Source organism: Acinetobacter sp. WU_MDCI_Abxc222 (assembly GCF_025514755.1).
GTDB classification, from domain to species: Bacteria; Pseudomonadota; Gammaproteobacteria; order Pseudomonadales; family Moraxellaceae; genus Acinetobacter; species Acinetobacter geminorum.
Window position 1 is genome coordinate 119406 of the sequence record NZ_JAHPVG010000004.1, and the last position, 15367, is coordinate 134772.

Sequence of the window (15367 nt, forward strand, 5' to 3'; positions counted from 1 at the left end):
AATTATAAAATAGTGCTAAGCAGTAGCGTGAAAGATAAACCCAACACTGAAATGATCGTTTCCAATACCGACCAAGTCTTGAGCGTCTGTCCCACTGTCATACCGAAATATTCTTTGATTAACCAGAATCCTGCGTCATTTACATGTGAGAAAACTAATGAACCTGAACCCGTCGCAAGCACTAAAAGTTCTGGTCTAACTGCGACACCAGCCGTAGCTGCAATTGGAGCAACAATGCTACACGCTGTAGCCATAGCCACCGTTGCAGAACCTGTTGCCAAACGAATTAATGCTGCAACAAACCAACCCAACAACAACGGCGACAGGTTTGCTTTCAACGCTGTAGAGACAATCTCATTAGAAATACCAGTGTCACGCAAAATGCCGCCAAAACCACCACCAGCACCTACAATCAACATAATCCCTGCAATAGAAGCTAAACATCCACCGCAGAATTTTTCAATTTGTTCACGGTTAAAGCCCTGCATCGTACCAAAGGTAATAAAGCTGACCAGTACGGCAATGAGTAATGCGATATCAGAAGTACCAATAAAACGTAGCAAATCATTTGCGAAAGTCTGTGGTGCAAAGAACAGATCAGCCCAGCTTCCAACCAACATTAATACTACAGGCAGCATAATTGTGAATAAGGTAATCCCAAAGCTTGGTAGCTCACGAGTTCTATTCGTATCTGCTTCAATAAACTGCTTCGCTAACGGATTATTTTCGGGCAATTTAACGTATTTATTAATCCAAAGTGCATACAATGGTCCAGCAACAATAGCTGTTGGCACACCAACGATCAGACTATAAGCAATCGTTTTACCAATATCAGCATGATAAGCCTGTACTGCCAACAATGCTGCTGGATGTGGTGGAATTAAGCCATGCACAACCGATAAACCGGCAACCATTGGCAGGCCAACAACTAATAAAGATTTGCCTGTCCGTTTAGCAATGTTGAATGCAATTGGAATGAGTAGAACGAAACCTACTTCGAAAAATACGGGAAGGCCAACAATAAGGGCAATAAACATCATGGCCCAGTGAATATTTTTCTCACCAAACCACTTAATTAAAGTAATTGCTATTCGCTCTGCACCACCAGACTCGGCCATCATTTTACCGAGCATCGTTCCTAGTGCGATTACAATCGCAAGGTGACCTAAGGTTTTACCTGTACCGGCTTCATAAGACTTAACAATATCACCCATTGGCATGCCAACAGCCAAGGCTAAACCGAGTGAAACAATAATAAGAACTAAAAATGGATAAATTCTAAACTTCGCGATCATGACCACTAAAGCAATAATCGCGATTGCAGTGTAGATCAGTAACATGCCACCCTGAACCGTCTCCATGGGACACTTCTCCTTGGAATAATTATTTAGGCACACTGCCTAAACAAGGGTCTTCAACCACAGTAATTCCTACTGTTAAGACATTAAATTTTTATATTTAGGTGTGACCAGCACAAACTGGTCACATCAATACAGCCTTTAAAGCACATAGAATGCACTTCATTTTTTATAAATATTGTCTACATTTACAAAGCTCTCAACTGACTCGCAATTTGTGCCAAGCGAGTAATTTCAGCCCAGTCTTGTGCAGCTACAGTAGCTTTAGGTGTTAACCATGAACCACCTACACAAACCACGTTAGGTTGTTTTAAGAAATCTGGCGCTGACTCTGCCGTAATTCCACCAGTCGGACAAAAGCGCAAGTTTGAAAATGGACCATAAAATGCTTTTAGCATCTCAACACCACCTGCTTGTTGAGCTGGAAAGAACTTCACAATGTCATAACCCAATTCAATCGCTTGAATCAGGTCACTTGGTGTCATCACACCCGGCAATAGAGGTAAGCCAGCATCTTGCGCAGCCAAATGCAGATCTTTAGTCAAACCAGGGGATACCCCAAATTGAGCACCTGCTTTTTTGGCTTGAGCACAGTGTTCTGGCTTGGTAATCGTTCCCACACCCACCACAATGTCATCAGCCAATTGGCTAGCCCGCTCGATAGCAGCAAGACCAGCAGCAGTACGTAAGGTAATCTCAAGAACTTTTACGCCACCTGCATGTAAAGCACGTGATACATCTTCACCTTCCTCGGCAGAATCAAATGCCAATACAGGGATGACTGGGCCTAATTTGACGATATCTTCAATTTTAATCATTATTTTTCAGTTCCTTTGATTCAAATCTGCTCTGGTGAATTTTCACCAACCAATGCACCAAATACAGATGCCCCATGTTCAGCTGGCGCAGCAGCAGCACGGAAAACACCAAATAATTCACGGCCAAAGCCAACTTCGTTTTCTGCCTGATGTTCTGGCTGTGCAACAGGGCGCGACTGCCATACATCATCATCTATTTCAACATCGAGTACGCCAGCTTCGGCATCAATGATTAACATATCTCCTGTTTGAACTTTAGCAATCGGCCCATTTAGTAAGGCTTCTGGAGATAAATGAATCACCGCAGGAACTTTGCCTGAAGCACCAGACATACGCCCATCAGTGACTAAAGCAACGTGGAAACCTTGATCTTGTAAAACACCCAACACAGGCGTTAAACGATGCAATTCAGGCATACCGTTAGCACGCGCACCTTGGAAACGAACAACTGCAATAAAGTCTCGGTGTAATTCACCACGATCAAATGCAGCTTGCACTGCTTCTTGAGAATCAAACACAATTGCTGGAGCTTTAACTTTACGGTGTTCTGGCGCAACAGCAGAAATCTTGATTACGCCACGGCCAAGGCGACCTTGCATTAAACGCAAGCCACCATCTGGTTGAAACGGCGCATCAATGCTACGTAGAACTTTGTCATCAAGGCTTTGAACCACACCGTCAACCCAAGTGAGCTTGCCATCAATCAGTTTTGGTTCTTTGGTGTAGTGCTGTAAACCTTTACCAGCCACAGTCGTTACGTCGTTATGCAACAAACCAGCTTCAAGTAGATTACGAATGAGGAAAGCGACCCCACCTGCAGCTTGGAAATGGTTTACATCAGCTTTACCATTTGGATAGATTTTTGCGAGTAATGGAACAACAGCTGACAACTCATCGAAGTCATCCCAGTCAATCAAGATGCCAGCGGCACGAGCAATCGCAATCAAATGCAAAGTATGGTTGGTTGAACCACCAGTCGCGAGTAAAGCCACAATACCGTTTATAATTGCTTTTTCATCGACCACATGACCAATCGGCGTGTAGTTTCCACGCTCAACTGTTAAATCAAGTACACGAATCGCTGCTTCTGCGGTGAGTGCATCACGTAATGGTGTATGAGGATGAACAAATGCGGCACTTGGCAAATGCAAGCCCATGACTTCCATCAGCATCTGATTACTGTTGGCTGTACCATAAAAAGTACAAGTCCCTTGCCCATGATAAGCAGCTGACTCAGCTTCTAACAAAGCATCTCGGCCAACCTGACCCGTTGCAAATTGCTGACGAATTTTGGCTTTCTCATCGTTAGATAGACCACTGGTCATTGGGCCAGCTGGCACAAAAATAGTAGGTAAATAGCCAAACTGCAAAGCACCAATGAGCAAGCCCGGCACGATCTTGTCGCAAACACCAAGACATAAAGCTGCGTCAAACATGTTATGAGACAATGCAATCGCTGTACTCATCGCAATGGTTTCACGAGAGAACAAAGATAGTTCCATGCCAGCATTACCTTGGGTAATACCGTCACACATCGCAGGCACACCACCTGCAAACTGTGCCACGCCGCCATTCTCACGAGCGGCTATTTTAATTAAATCTGGAAATGTTTTATACGGTGCGTGAGCCGACAGCATTTCGTTGTATGAAGATACGATGCCAATATTTGGTTCACGGCCTACTTTAATAATTAATTTTTCATTATCGTCCATACTGGCAAAACCATGAGCCAGATTGGCACATGAAAGTGCTCCACGAGCAGGAAATTTGCCTTGTGCATGTTCAATACGTTGTAAATATGCAGAACGAGTTTTTTGACTACGTGCGATTACACGCTCGGTCACTTTTGCCAATACTGGATTCGGCAAGTCCATGCTGGACGCTCCTGTACAACCGGATAAGCCGGAACATAAAAATAGACCAAATGATATATTTCATCATCATTTGATAAGGGGAAGGAACAATATTATTAAGGCAAAAAGCGACATGCAAGCCCTAGTAAATTTTACGGTAATACCGGAGCATGGGTATTAAATACAAATTATGTTTAAGTTTTAAACAAGAAGCTGGTTTTATTTTTGACTATATTTACTGGTATATTAGCTTCTAATAACTACGAGAAAATTCTCATAATATCAAAGCAATAAAATATTCTTATAAATGTATTTATACCGGCTTTTTTATACTAAGTTTTATATTAAAAATGTTTATGATTTATATATTTTAACCTATATATAAACGATTAAAATTTAATTTCATTTACGTATATTATTTGTAATACTCCCCTATAGTTTGATTAAAATAACAGCACTTCTTTTTTCTTAAAAAATTTATACCAAATATTTGAAAAATACATTAAATAGAAATTTACCTTTCATAAATATATACAAAAAACTCGTTTCTACACGTATAAAAAAACAAGGAATACAGTGGTTAAGCTTTATACTGGACAAATGTTAGTTACAAATAATTTGATGGTCGATAGTGCTTAAGTCTAATGGGCTAAAGTCTATCTTGGACAGAAAAACAACACATGTTAAAACATGACAACCCGTTCAATCTGTATCAAAAAATAATACATCTTGAATAGGAAGTTAGGAAAACTATTTTAAATCAGGACTTGGGTATTTCAACGTGGCTACATCAGTATTAGTTATCAATTGCGGCTCTTCATCTATTAAATACGCACTAGTTTCAGAGCGTCGTGAAGATCGTATTTACGGTTTAGCAGAAAACTTGGGGGCAGCTGATGCTCGTATTAAGGGAATTACAGTAGGTGGTGAACCACTTGAACTTTCAATCCCTTATGCTGACCATGCCAAAGCTTTAGAAACTTTACTTGCACGTCTTGCCAACTACAAACCGCAAGCAATCGGACATCGTGTTGTACACGGTGGTAGTTTAACCAAAGCAGAATTACTCACTCCTGAAATTATTGAACGTATTCGTGCTGCGACACCTTTAGCCCCACTTCACAACCCAGCACATTTAATTGGTATTGATGCAACCGTACGTCTATTCCCTGAATTACCTCAAGTTGCCGTATTCGACACTGCCTTCCATCAAACCATGCCACCGCATGCATACCGTTATGCAATTCCTAAATTTTTATATACTGACCATAACGTCCGCCGTTATGGCTTCCATGGCACAAGCCATGCGTATGTGTCTGATAAAGCGAGTGAGCTGGCAGGTAACCTGAAAAAAGGTGGATGGTTAACAGCCCACTTAGGAAACGGCAGTTCAACTTGCGCAGTATGGAATGGACAAAGTGTTGATACTTCTATGGGTCTTACTCCACTTGAAGGTGTAGTGATGGGAACACGTAGTGGTGACGTTGATCCAAGCTTACATAGCTTCCTTGCGAAAAATCTCGGTTGGGACTTGGCTAAAATTGATAAAGTTTTAAATAACGAAAGTGGCTTACTAGGCTTATCACAACTCTCTAACGACATGCGTACAGTCATTGAAGCTGCTGAAAATGGCAACGAAGATGCTAGTCTTGCAATTGAAGTGTTTAGCTATCGCCTAGCAAAATCACTTGCTGCATTAAGCTGTGGTTTGCCAACTTTAGACGGCTTAATCTTCACGGGCGGTATTGGCGAGAACTCAGCTTATATTCGTGAAAAAACCTTAGCGTATTTACCTCATTTTGGTTTGCAGCTTGATAAAGATCAAAACAACAACCTAAAACGTGGCACTGAAGGCCGAATCGACAACGGAACAGGACCTCAAATTTGGGTCATTCCTACAGATGAAGAAGGCCGTATTGCCAAAGAAACTCGTCAAGTTGTTGAAGCAGCAGAAAATACAGCATCTGTAGCAAGCCTTGCTTAATTAGAGCTTAGCGAAAACTCGATATTCGTTTATTTATAGGTTTATATGAATACAATTTTATTGATTCCTACAGGCGAAGGGGTTGGTTTAACCTCTGCCTGCTTAGGCATGATTTACGCACTTGATTGTAACGGGATTAAAGCAGGCTTTTTAAAACCATTTTCTCAAGAAGACCAAGAGCATCTTGACCGAACCACTTCATTATTTGGTCATTTATTTCAAAGTAAAACTGTTCAATCTATTTCGCATGAAAAATTAACTCAGCTTATTGCCGCTGGGGAAGTAGATGAATTACTTGAAGAAGCGGTTAGCCTTCATCGTAGTGTTGCAGCAGACCATGATGTCATTATTGTGGAAGGCTTATTACCAAACGGACAAGACCATTTTGCCAGTGAGCTCAATGCAAGTCTTGCACAAGCACTTGATGCAGAAGTCGTGCTGGTCAGCACAGCAGATATCCAAAACCCGAAAAAAGCAGCAGAAAAAGTAGATGCTCATTTACGTCAATTTGGTGGAGCAACATCAAATCGTACTGCCGGCGTGCTTTTCATGCGTACCCGTGGATTAACTGAAGAAACAGCACAAATTCCTGTTGCGTTTGATCCATCATTACGACCGACTGAAGAAATCGCAAAATTTACGACCGAACTGCAAAAATATAATCGTTATTTTGGTTCTAGTGATTTACCGATTATTGGACTTGTTCCTTTTAGTAACACGCTAAGCGTACCGAGAACTCTCGATATTGCAAATGTCATTGATGGGCAATGGGTACATCAAGGTGAAGCGAAAACACGTCGTATTTTGCATTCGAGTTTAATTGCTTCAAGCATTGAATATGAACTGAATAAGTTTATTGCAGGCGAATTGATTATTAGCGCATCTGAGCGTACCGACGTATTACTCGCAAGTAGTTTGGCAACCAGCAATGGTATTCCTCTGGCAGGTTTAGTACTTACAGAACGAGAAGCACCAGCACCAGAGCTTTTAGAGTTTTGTCAAAGTGCGATTAAACAAGGGTTGCCAATTTTACATACCCGTTTAAACACACTTGAAACTGCTCAGCGTTTATCTAATTTTGGTAATGAAATTCCAACCGATGACACTGAACGTGCTGAGCAAGTGACTCGATTTGTTTCAAGTCATATTGATGTTGAATGGCTTAAGCAGCACAGCAACAATGCCGCAACCCCTCGCCTGTCGCCATCGGCTTTCCGTCATGAATTAGTGCAAAAATCAATTGCAGCTAAAAAACGGATTGTGCTACCTGAAGGTGATGAACCGCGCACCATTCAAGCTGCGGCAATTTGTCAGGCACGTGGTATTGCTGACTGTATTTTGTTAGCTAAACCAGATGCTGTGCACGATGTTGCAAAAGCACGCGGTATTGAATTACCTGCTGAATTGGCAATTGTCGACCCTGATAGTATTCGTAACCAATACGTTGCACCAATGGTTGAGCTACGTAAAGGTAAACTCAACGAGCTTCAAGCGAAAGAACAGCTTCAAGATACCGTAGTGCTTGGCACCATGATGTTAGCCTTAGATCAAGTCGATGGCTTAGTTTCTGGTGCGGTACACACCACTGCAAATACGGTTCGCCCAGCATTCCAACTCATCAAGACAGCACCTGAATATTCACTAGTTTCATCTATATTCTTTATGCTTTTACCAGATGAAGTTTATGTATATGGCGACTGTGCAATTAACCCAGACCCGACAGCAGAGCAACTTGCTGAAATTGCAATTCAGTCTGCTGACTCAGCGAAAGCTTTTGGAATTGACCCGCGTATTGCCATGATCAGCTACTCAACTGGTACTTCCGGAACAGGCGCTGATGTTGAAAAAGTACAGCAAGCAACTCAAATTGCGCAGCAACGTCGTCCTGACTTACTGATTGATGGTCCACTTCAATACGATGCAGCTTCAGTTGAAAGCGTAGGACGTCAAAAGGCACCAGACTCACGCGTTGCTGGCCGCGCAAATGTATTTATTTTCCCAGACTTAAATACAGGCAACACAACTTATAAGGCGGTACAACGTGCTGCAAATGTAGTCAGTGTAGGTCCAATGCTGCAAGGCCTCAACAAACCAGTCAATGACTTGTCTCGTGGAGCATTGGTAGATGACATCGTCTTTACCATTGCGTTAACGGCAATTCAGGCAGAACAGCAAGCCGCCGCCAAATAATTAATATAATTAACCTTTACTACCTCTCGCCATTTGATGTCCGCTCAAATGGCTTTTTTTATTTTAGTCATTCAAAAATAAATAATTTTCCGATCTGTCTCTTTTAAATCACATCAATATGTTCTTATGCGACTTTCGGTCAAAAGATCAACCAATCTCCCACAACACTGTCTTTTTGTCATATAATTTAGCCCGCTAGCTAACAGCCCGCTCAAGAGATTTTCTGGTATGACAACGATTATCAAACAAGATGACTTGATTACATCGATCAAGGACGCCCTACAGTTTATTTCGTACTATCACCCGCAAGACTTTATCCAAGCGATGAGCCGTGCTTATGATCGCGAAGAAAACAAAGCCGCAAAGGATGCAATTGCACAGATTCTAATTAACTCTCGCATGTGTGCGGAAGGTCATCGTCCAATTTGCCAAGATACTGGTATTGTTAACGTTTTCCTTGAAGTGGGCTTAGATGTTAAATTTGATTTAACGATGAGCTTAGACGATGCAGTAAATGAAGGTGTTCGCCAAGGTTACCTTGAAAACAGTAACGTTCTTCGTGCATCTGTACTTGCTGACCCTGCATTTGGTCGTAAAAACACAAAAGATAATACCCCTGCTGTAATTCACTACAAACTCGTTCCGGGTAATAAAGTAGATATTACTGTTGCTGCTAAAGGTGGCGGTTCAGAAAACAAATCTAAGCTTGCGATGCTTAACCCATCTGACTCGATTGTTGACTGGGTTCTTAAAACTGTTCCAACAATGGGTGCAGGCTGGTGTCCTCCGGGTATGCTCGGTATTGGTATTGGTGGTACTGCTGAAAAAGCCATGATGCTTGCTAAAGAAGCGCTCATGGAAGAAATTAACATGGACGAATTACTTCGTCGTGGACCAGAGAACAAAATCGAAGAGCTTCGTATCGAAATCTTTGAAAAAGTAAACGCACTTGGTATTGGTGCTCAAGGTCTTGGTGGTTTAACGACTGTTCTTGATATTAAGATTAAAGATTACCCATGTCATGCTGCTGGTAAACCAGTAGGTATGATTCCTAACTGTGCTGCTACTCGTCATGCTCACTTCCAGCTTGATGGTACAGGTGTAGCTCATATTCAAGCACCAAAACTTGAAGACTACCCATCTGTAACTTGGGACTCTTCACAGTCTAAACGCGTAAACCTTGATACCATTACTCAAGAAGAAATGGATTCTTGGAAACCAGGTGACACATTACTTCTTAGCGGAACAATGTACACAGGTCGTGATGCTGCGCACAAACGTATGGTTGAAATGATCGACAATGGCGAAGAATTACCAGTTGATCTTAAAGGTAAATTTATTTACTACGTTGGCCCTGTTGATCCAGTGGGTGATGAAGTCGTTGGTCCTGCTGGCCCTACAACTGCAACACGTATGGATAAATTCACACGTAAAGTATTAGAACATACTGGCCTATTCGGTATGATCGGTAAAGCTGACCGTGGTCCTACAGCAATTGAAGCAATCAAAGACAACAAAGCAACTTACTTAATGGCAGTTGGTGGTGCGGCTTACCTCGTATCTAAAGCTGTTCGTGAAGCTGAAGTCGTTGCGTTTGCAGACTTAGGTATGGAAGCAATCTACAAATTCGTAGTTGAAGATATGCCAGTTTCTGTTGCAGTTGATGTAAACGGTACTTCAATTCACGCAGTAGCTCCAAAAATCTGGCAAGCGAAAATTGGAAAAATTCCAGTAGTCGATGCAGCAGCTGGCTAATCAAGAAAAGCACCGAATTCGGTGCTTTTTTTATGCATTCTTTTTTTATTTTAAAATCTGAAAAGAATTGTAACAATTACTTCGTCAATCTGTGCTATTAATGGAAGCACCCTCTCGCCAAACATTGAATATAGGTCATTTCATGACTATTCGCCCTATCCTTAAAAATCTCTCAATCAGCCTTTGTCTAAGCTGTATTACCACAAGCTTGTTTGCCTCTCCTGCCAAGTTAAGTTCAGTTAAAGAACTCATGCAAATGAGCCAAATTGATTACCTGCTTAAAGAATCAATTGATGAATTAACGCCTTACTATGATCAACAGGCAGAACAGATCGTTAGTAATATCACGGGTATCAAAACTTTAGGTCCAAAAGAAAAAGAGGCCGCGAAAAAGTTAGGTTCACTCTTAAAAGATTCGAGCAATCAGCTCATTAGCAACCCAAAAACCACCCAAGCCTTACAGGATATTTATCTTAAGACTTATACTGAAGAGGAAATTCAGGCTAATCTGAAATTTTTAAAAACCCCAGAAGGTCAATCGATTACACGCAAGAACGTACAGATTATGGGGCAAATTTCAGAATATATGATGGAGCTGGGGCAGCAAACCTTTAATGACCCTAAAGCACGAGATCATATGCAAGAAGAGATGCTTAAAATTCTTGCACCGTTGATGAAAGATAAAGAAAAGTCTTAACTTTTCTTTATCTTTTGCAGCTCATTACCAAGTTAAAGGATTCCATAATTTAAATGGTTTAATCAGATGCACATCTGATTTCTCATCATATTTGGCTGGCTTTAATTCTTGTGGTTTATGACGGATCTTTCCTGAAGTATCTTCAGCAACAAAGTTGTAGCTAGAAGATTTAAGCTCGGTAAATGCTATCTCTCTACGTCCAATATTGTCTTGCATTAACATAAATGGACCAGTATGTTCACTTCGGTCCATTTTATTTTCTTCATCATATTTCAAATAATAAGACGTTCCCGCCTCAACAGTGATATCCATATATTTTGGTTCTTGAAAATGGATACCAAGTAAAGGGCGACTTGCTGAAAGACGATACGTTCCTGCTGGTAGCTCAATCCAGTAATAATGATTATGTAATAGACTCGGAATGCGCTTACCATTCACAAAGAGATTAATCGCTGCAATTTCCTGACGATTCCATTTTGTGTCCGGTCGATATAGATAAACTACAGCAGCCTGTTCATTTTGTGGTTTGATTGGAGCAAAAGTCTGACCCAATTTTTGGTTGACCCACCCTCCCACAGTAAAACCGCCTAAATGATATTGATCTAATAAACCAGGTTCTTTTTCAACATCAACTTTAGGTAGAGTCGCGGTCAATTCACTCGGATTTTTTTCTAAATGAGATGAACTTTGACAGCCTACAAATAGTCCGGCACAGCACAAAGATACGATTAAATAACGCATGGCATCCCTCAAAGCGTTTTGTTTTTGATTTATTTTTTACACCGCAAAACTATGCGTATTTTATATTTTAAGATTAACACTACCCATATAAATTGAAAACAAAAAAAGCATGAATCACTAACGCGATTCATGCTTTTTAGATGAATGAAATCTATGCAGACTTCGAATCAATAACCTTTAAATCTGCCTTAGCAACACTTTCATGCGTTGCAGCTTCTTTAGGTTGGCGTTCAGCCTGATAAACAGGTTCTGCTTCACCATTAATAACTGCTTCATTAATAATGACTGTTCCAACATCTGTACGACTTGGTAAATCATACATAGTTTCAAGCAGTACGTTTTCCATAATAGAACGCAGACCACGCGCACCCGTATTACGTTCAAGCGCTTTTTTAGCAACTGCACGCAATGCAGAGTCTTCAAAGATCAGATCAACATTTTCCATAGTGAAAAGATATTGATACTGGCGTGTTAATGCATTTTTTGGCTCAGTCAAAATTTGCATTAAAGCTTCTTCGTCTAGCTCTTCAAGTGTAGCAATCACTGGTAAACGACCAATGAATTCTGGAATCAAACCAAATTTCACTAAGTCAGTTGGCTCAACCTGACGGAACAATTCAGCAAGCTTTTTGGTTTCATCTTTGTTTTTAACATCAGCTGTAAAACCAATACCGCCTTTCTCTTGACGCTGTTGTACAATTTTTTCCAAACCAGAAAATGCACCACCACAAATAAATAAGATATTTGAGGTGTCAATTTGGATAAACTCTTGCTGTGGATGCTTACGACCACCTTGAGGCGGAATCGAAGCAACTGTACCTTCAATCATTTTTAATAATGCTTGTTGTACACCTTCACCAGACACATCACGCGTAATTGATGGATTTTCAGATTTACGAGTAATCTTATCAATCTCATCAATATAGATAATGCCTTTCTGAGCCTTCTCTACATCGTAGTCTGCTTTTTGCAAAAGCTTTTGCACAATATTTTCAACATCCTCACCCACATAACCAGCTTCGGTTAATGTTGTTGCATCTGCCATCGCAAATGGAACATCTAAAAGGCGAGCTAATGTTTGCGCAAGTAAAGTTTTACCTGAGCCAGTAGGTCCAATCAGTAAGATATTACTTTTAGCAATTTCTACTTCTTTAGACACATGGCCATTATGACCAACTTTTAAGCGTTTATAATGGTTATAAACCGCAACAGATAATGTCTTTTTGGCAAGATCTTGACCAATAACATATTGATCAAGCGCAGCACGTATTTCATGTGGTTTTGGCAATGCCTTACTCGCCCAGTCACCTGCTTCAACCTGTTGGCTGGTTTGTACAAGGTCTAAGCAGACATCCACACATTCATTACAAATATATGCGTCCTCACCTGCAATCAGTTTCCCGACTTCAGACTGCGTTTTACCGCAAAATGAACAATGTTTTTGTCCTTGAGGATGTTCGGACATATTCACTCCACAAATAGAATCTTAAATATTAGGGCAAGATGCACTGCATAAATAACTAAATGGAGATCTTTTTCAACATCTCAAGTTATTTATATAAGAAGGTCCTTATGGACGCTTACTTAACACCTGATCTACCAGACCATATTCTTTAGCAGCTTGGGCTGTCATAAAGTTATCACGGTCAGTATCACGAGCAACGGTTTCATAGTCTTGACCACTATGCTCTGCCATTAAGCGGTTCAAGCGCTCTTTAATAAAGAGAATTTCACGCGCATGGATTTCAATATCCGATGCTTGACCACGGAAACCACCCAATGGTTGATGAATCATGACACGGGCATTTTCTAAACAATAGCGTTTGCCTTTAGCACCCGCATTTAATAAGAATGCACCCATTGAAGCAGCTTGACCCATACAATATGTCACGACATCAGGCTTAATAAACTGCATCGTGTCATAAATGGCCATACCCGCTGTCACAGATCCACCTGGAGAGTTAATATAAAGGTGGATATCTTTATCAGGATTTTCAGCTTCTAAAAACAACATTTGGGCAACAATCAGATTTGCCATGTTATCTTCAACTTCACCTGTCAAAAAAATGACGCGCTCACGTAAAAGTCGTGAATAAATATCAAAAGAACGTTCGCCGCGAGAAGATTGTTCAACCACAACAGGAACTAAAGCATTTTCAATTGTTGGAACATACATACGTTATTTATTCCTAAATTTTTTGTGACTTAACCTATGGCAACAATATGCGGGATAATTTCTCAAATTGCAAAAGGTTCGCACTGAAATATTATATTATTTATACCTAAGTACTTAATGCCGCACTCAAATTGACCACATAATGAAAAACAAAAAAGGCGCCTTCGGCGCCTTTTTCTGACTTCTTAAAAGATTAGCCCATACGGCGAGCTTGTTGTTCTTTCAATAAGTCATCATAAGATACAGCTTTGTCAGTCACTTTAGCACCAGCTAAGATGTGATCAACAACTTGATCTTCTAATACAACTGCTTCGATTTGAGCACGTTGTTGAGCATCATTTTTGAAGTATTCAATCACTTCAGTTGGATCTTCGTAAGAAGAAGCCATGTCGTCAATGTAAGCATCAACGCGAGCTTGATCAACTTCAAGTTTAGCATCAGCTAAAACTTTGCTTACCAATACGCCAAGCTTAACAGAACGCTCTGCTTGTTCTTTGAACAATTCGTCAGGAAGCATGCTCTTGTCAAAAGATTGCGCGCCTGCACCACCAAATTGTTGAGTGAACTGTTGAACCATTTGTTGACGTTGACGGTCAATTTCTTGAGCAACCATTGCAGTTGGAACTTCAACTTCATTCGCAGCAACAAGAGCATCAAAAGCAGCTTGTTTAACTTGGTTACGTAAACCATTGCGAACTTCACGTTCCATATTCTTACGAACGTCAGCTTTTAACTTCTCAACGCCTTCTTCTTCAGTTACACCGAAGATTTTTAAGAATTCAGCATCAATTTCTGGAAGTTTAGATTTTTCAACTTGCTTCACAGTGATTTTGAACTGAGCTGCTTTACCAGCCAAGTTTTCAGCTTGGTAATCTTCAGGGAAAGTAACGTCAATTACTTTCTCTTCACCAGCTTTCATGCCAATGATGCCATCTTCGAAGCCAGGGATCATACGACCTGAACCTAACACAAGTTTAAAGTCTTCAGCAGAACCGCCTTCAAACTTCTCACCATCGATAGTGCCTTCAAAGTCAAAAGTCACTTGCATGTCTTTTTTCGCCATACCCTTGGTTACAGCCCAAGTTTGACGTTGTTTTTGCAAGTTTTCGATCATAGCGTCAACGTCAGCGTCTTTGATTTCAGCTGATTTACGTTCAACTTCTAAGCCGTCAAATGCTTTTACTTCAACTTCTGGATAAACTTCTACAGTTGCTTCAAAAACTAAAGCGTCTTCTTTATGTTCAACTTTCTCAATGTTCGGCATACCTACCGCATTGATTTTTTCTTGTTGAATTGCTTCAAAAACGCTATCACGAATGATGTCATTTACAACTTCTTGATAAATGCTTGCACCGTATTCGCGACGAACAACGTTTTCAGGTACTTTACCTGGACGGAAGCCGTTGATCTTCACAGTTTTGGCAGTGCGCTTCAAACGAGCTTCAAATTGCTCGTTAATACGGCTCGTCGGTACAGACACATTTAAACGACGGGCAACGCCCGAAACCGCTTCAGTCGTTACTTGCATGGCTTCCTCGATAAAAATTAGTTAGTAGGAACAGTTTTTAAAAAAGTGCTGTATTATATGACAACTTTCAAGATATACAAAATTAACCGATCACTTCATGTAAGTGAAGGACATTATTCTAGTAAATTTCACAGTAATTTTATGATTCTTTAAATATTTTTCATAAGTACTTAAGTAAAACTAATTTTTTAGTTATTCTTTATAAATCTAAAATTACAATTAAACTTTGAATTTAATCGCTTTAATAAACAATTACCAATAATCAGT

At 40.5% G+C, this 15367-nt stretch carries 11 protein-coding genes and 1 pseudogene; 5 read left to right on the forward strand and 7 right to left on the reverse strand.

Annotation, left to right across the window (positions count from 1 at the left end; all coding sequences use genetic code 11):
* Positions 1-2: 2 nt before the first annotated feature.
* The 3 genes from KTJ10_RS08495 to edd all read right to left on the reverse strand — a co-directional run bounded on the left by KTJ10_RS08495 (position 3) and on the right by edd (position 4050).
* A complete protein-coding gene (locus KTJ10_RS08495) occupies positions 3-1361 on the reverse strand; it encodes a GntP family permease (protein WP_262441786.1) in 1359 nt (452 codons plus the stop codon).
* A 185-nt stretch (positions 1362-1546) separates the two neighbouring features.
* Positions 1547-2176, reverse strand: coding sequence for a bifunctional 4-hydroxy-2-oxoglutarate aldolase/2-dehydro-3-deoxy-phosphogluconate aldolase (gene eda, locus KTJ10_RS08500; protein WP_262441787.1), 630 nt, complete (start codon positions 2174-2176; stop codon positions 1547-1549).
* 20 nt (positions 2177-2196) lie between these two features.
* On the reverse strand, positions 2197-4050 hold the full coding sequence (gene edd, locus KTJ10_RS08505) for a phosphogluconate dehydratase (RefSeq protein ID WP_262441788.1): 1854 nt from the start codon (positions 4048-4050) through the stop codon (positions 2197-2199).
* A gap of 659 nt (positions 4051-4709) precedes the next feature.
* On the opposite strand from edd, the pseudogene KTJ10_RS08510 reads away from it, so the two are divergent.
* The 5 genes and pseudogenes from KTJ10_RS08510 to KTJ10_RS08530 all read left to right on the forward strand — a co-directional run bounded on the left by KTJ10_RS08510 (position 4710) and on the right by KTJ10_RS08530 (position 10655).
* Positions 4710-4829 (forward strand): annotated as a pseudogene (locus tag KTJ10_RS08510) (hypothetical protein).
* The gene (locus KTJ10_RS08515) at positions 4811-6013 is read left to right on the forward strand and encodes an acetate/propionate family kinase (protein WP_005066132.1); all 1203 of its coding nucleotides are present in this window, start codon (positions 4811-4813) and stop codon (positions 6011-6013) included. The pseudogene KTJ10_RS08510 and the gene KTJ10_RS08515 overlap by 19 nt, the downstream one beginning before the upstream one ends.
* 45 nt (positions 6014-6058) lie before the next feature.
* A complete protein-coding gene (gene pta, locus KTJ10_RS08520; RefSeq protein WP_262441789.1) occupies positions 6059-8203 on the forward strand; it encodes a phosphate acetyltransferase in 2145 nt (714 codons plus the stop codon).
* A 228-nt stretch (positions 8204-8431) separates the two neighbouring features.
* The gene (locus KTJ10_RS08525) at positions 8432-9958 is read left to right on the forward strand and encodes a fumarate hydratase (RefSeq protein ID WP_002115045.1); all 1527 of its coding nucleotides are present in this window, start codon (positions 8432-8434) and stop codon (positions 9956-9958) included.
* Between the two features lie 142 nt (positions 9959-10100).
* The gene (locus KTJ10_RS08530; RefSeq protein ID WP_033849457.1) at positions 10101-10655 is read left to right on the forward strand and encodes a DUF2059 domain-containing protein; all 555 of its coding nucleotides are present in this window, start codon (positions 10101-10103) and stop codon (positions 10653-10655) included.
* A 24-nt stretch (positions 10656-10679) separates the two neighbouring features.
* On the opposite strand, the gene KTJ10_RS08535 is transcribed toward KTJ10_RS08530, so the two are convergent.
* From KTJ10_RS08535 to tig, 4 genes are all read right to left on the reverse strand, one after another.
* Complete coding sequence (locus tag KTJ10_RS08535; RefSeq protein ID WP_262441790.1) at positions 10680-11396, reverse strand: DUF2846 domain-containing protein; 717 nt, start codon at positions 11394-11396, stop codon at positions 10680-10682.
* A gap of 151 nt (positions 11397-11547) precedes the next feature.
* Positions 11548-12861, reverse strand: coding sequence for an ATP-dependent Clp protease ATP-binding subunit ClpX (gene clpX, locus KTJ10_RS08540; RefSeq protein WP_002114726.1), 1314 nt, complete (start codon positions 12859-12861; stop codon positions 11548-11550).
* Between the two features lie 105 nt (positions 12862-12966).
* Complete coding sequence (clpP, locus tag KTJ10_RS08545; RefSeq protein WP_002114870.1) at positions 12967-13572, reverse strand: ATP-dependent Clp endopeptidase proteolytic subunit ClpP; 606 nt, start codon at positions 13570-13572, stop codon at positions 12967-12969.
* A gap of 193 nt (positions 13573-13765) precedes the next feature.
* Entirely contained in the window at positions 13766-15100 is a 1335-nt protein-coding gene (gene tig, locus KTJ10_RS08550; RefSeq protein WP_002114878.1) for a trigger factor, read from the reverse strand.
* Positions 15101-15367: the final 267 nt, after the last annotated feature.

Excerpts from the sequence above, each read along its gene's own strand:
- KTJ10_RS08495 (WP_262441786.1), bottom strand. The coding sequence starts at position 1,361 with ATGGAGACGGTTCAGGGTGGCATGTTACTGATCTACACTGCAATCGCG.
- eda (WP_262441787.1), bottom strand. The coding sequence starts at position 2,176 with ATGATTAAAATTGAAGATATCGTCAAATTAGGCCCAGTCATCCCTGTA.
- edd (WP_262441788.1), bottom strand. The coding sequence starts at position 4,050 with ATGGACTTGCCGAATCCAGTATTGGCAAAAGTGACCGAGCGTGTAATC.
- pta (WP_262441789.1), top strand. The coding sequence starts at position 6,059 with ATGAATACAATTTTATTGATTCCTACAGGCGAAGGGGTTGGTTTAACC.
- KTJ10_RS08525 (WP_002115045.1), top strand. The coding sequence starts at position 8,432 with ATGACAACGATTATCAAACAAGATGACTTGATTACATCGATCAAGGAC.
- KTJ10_RS08530 (WP_033849457.1), top strand. The coding sequence starts at position 10,101 with ATGACTATTCGCCCTATCCTTAAAAATCTCTCAATCAGCCTTTGTCTA.
- KTJ10_RS08535 (WP_262441790.1), bottom strand. The coding sequence starts at position 11,396 with ATGCGTTATTTAATCGTATCTTTGTGCTGTGCCGGACTATTTGTAGGC.
- clpX (WP_002114726.1), bottom strand. The coding sequence starts at position 12,861 with ATGTCCGAACATCCTCAAGGACAAAAACATTGTTCATTTTGCGGTAAA.
- clpP (WP_002114870.1), bottom strand. The coding sequence starts at position 13,572 with ATGTATGTTCCAACAATTGAAAATGCTTTAGTTCCTGTTGTGGTTGAA.
- tig (WP_002114878.1), bottom strand. The coding sequence starts at position 15,100 with ATGCAAGTAACGACTGAAGCGGTTTCGGGCGTTGCCCGTCGTTTAAAT.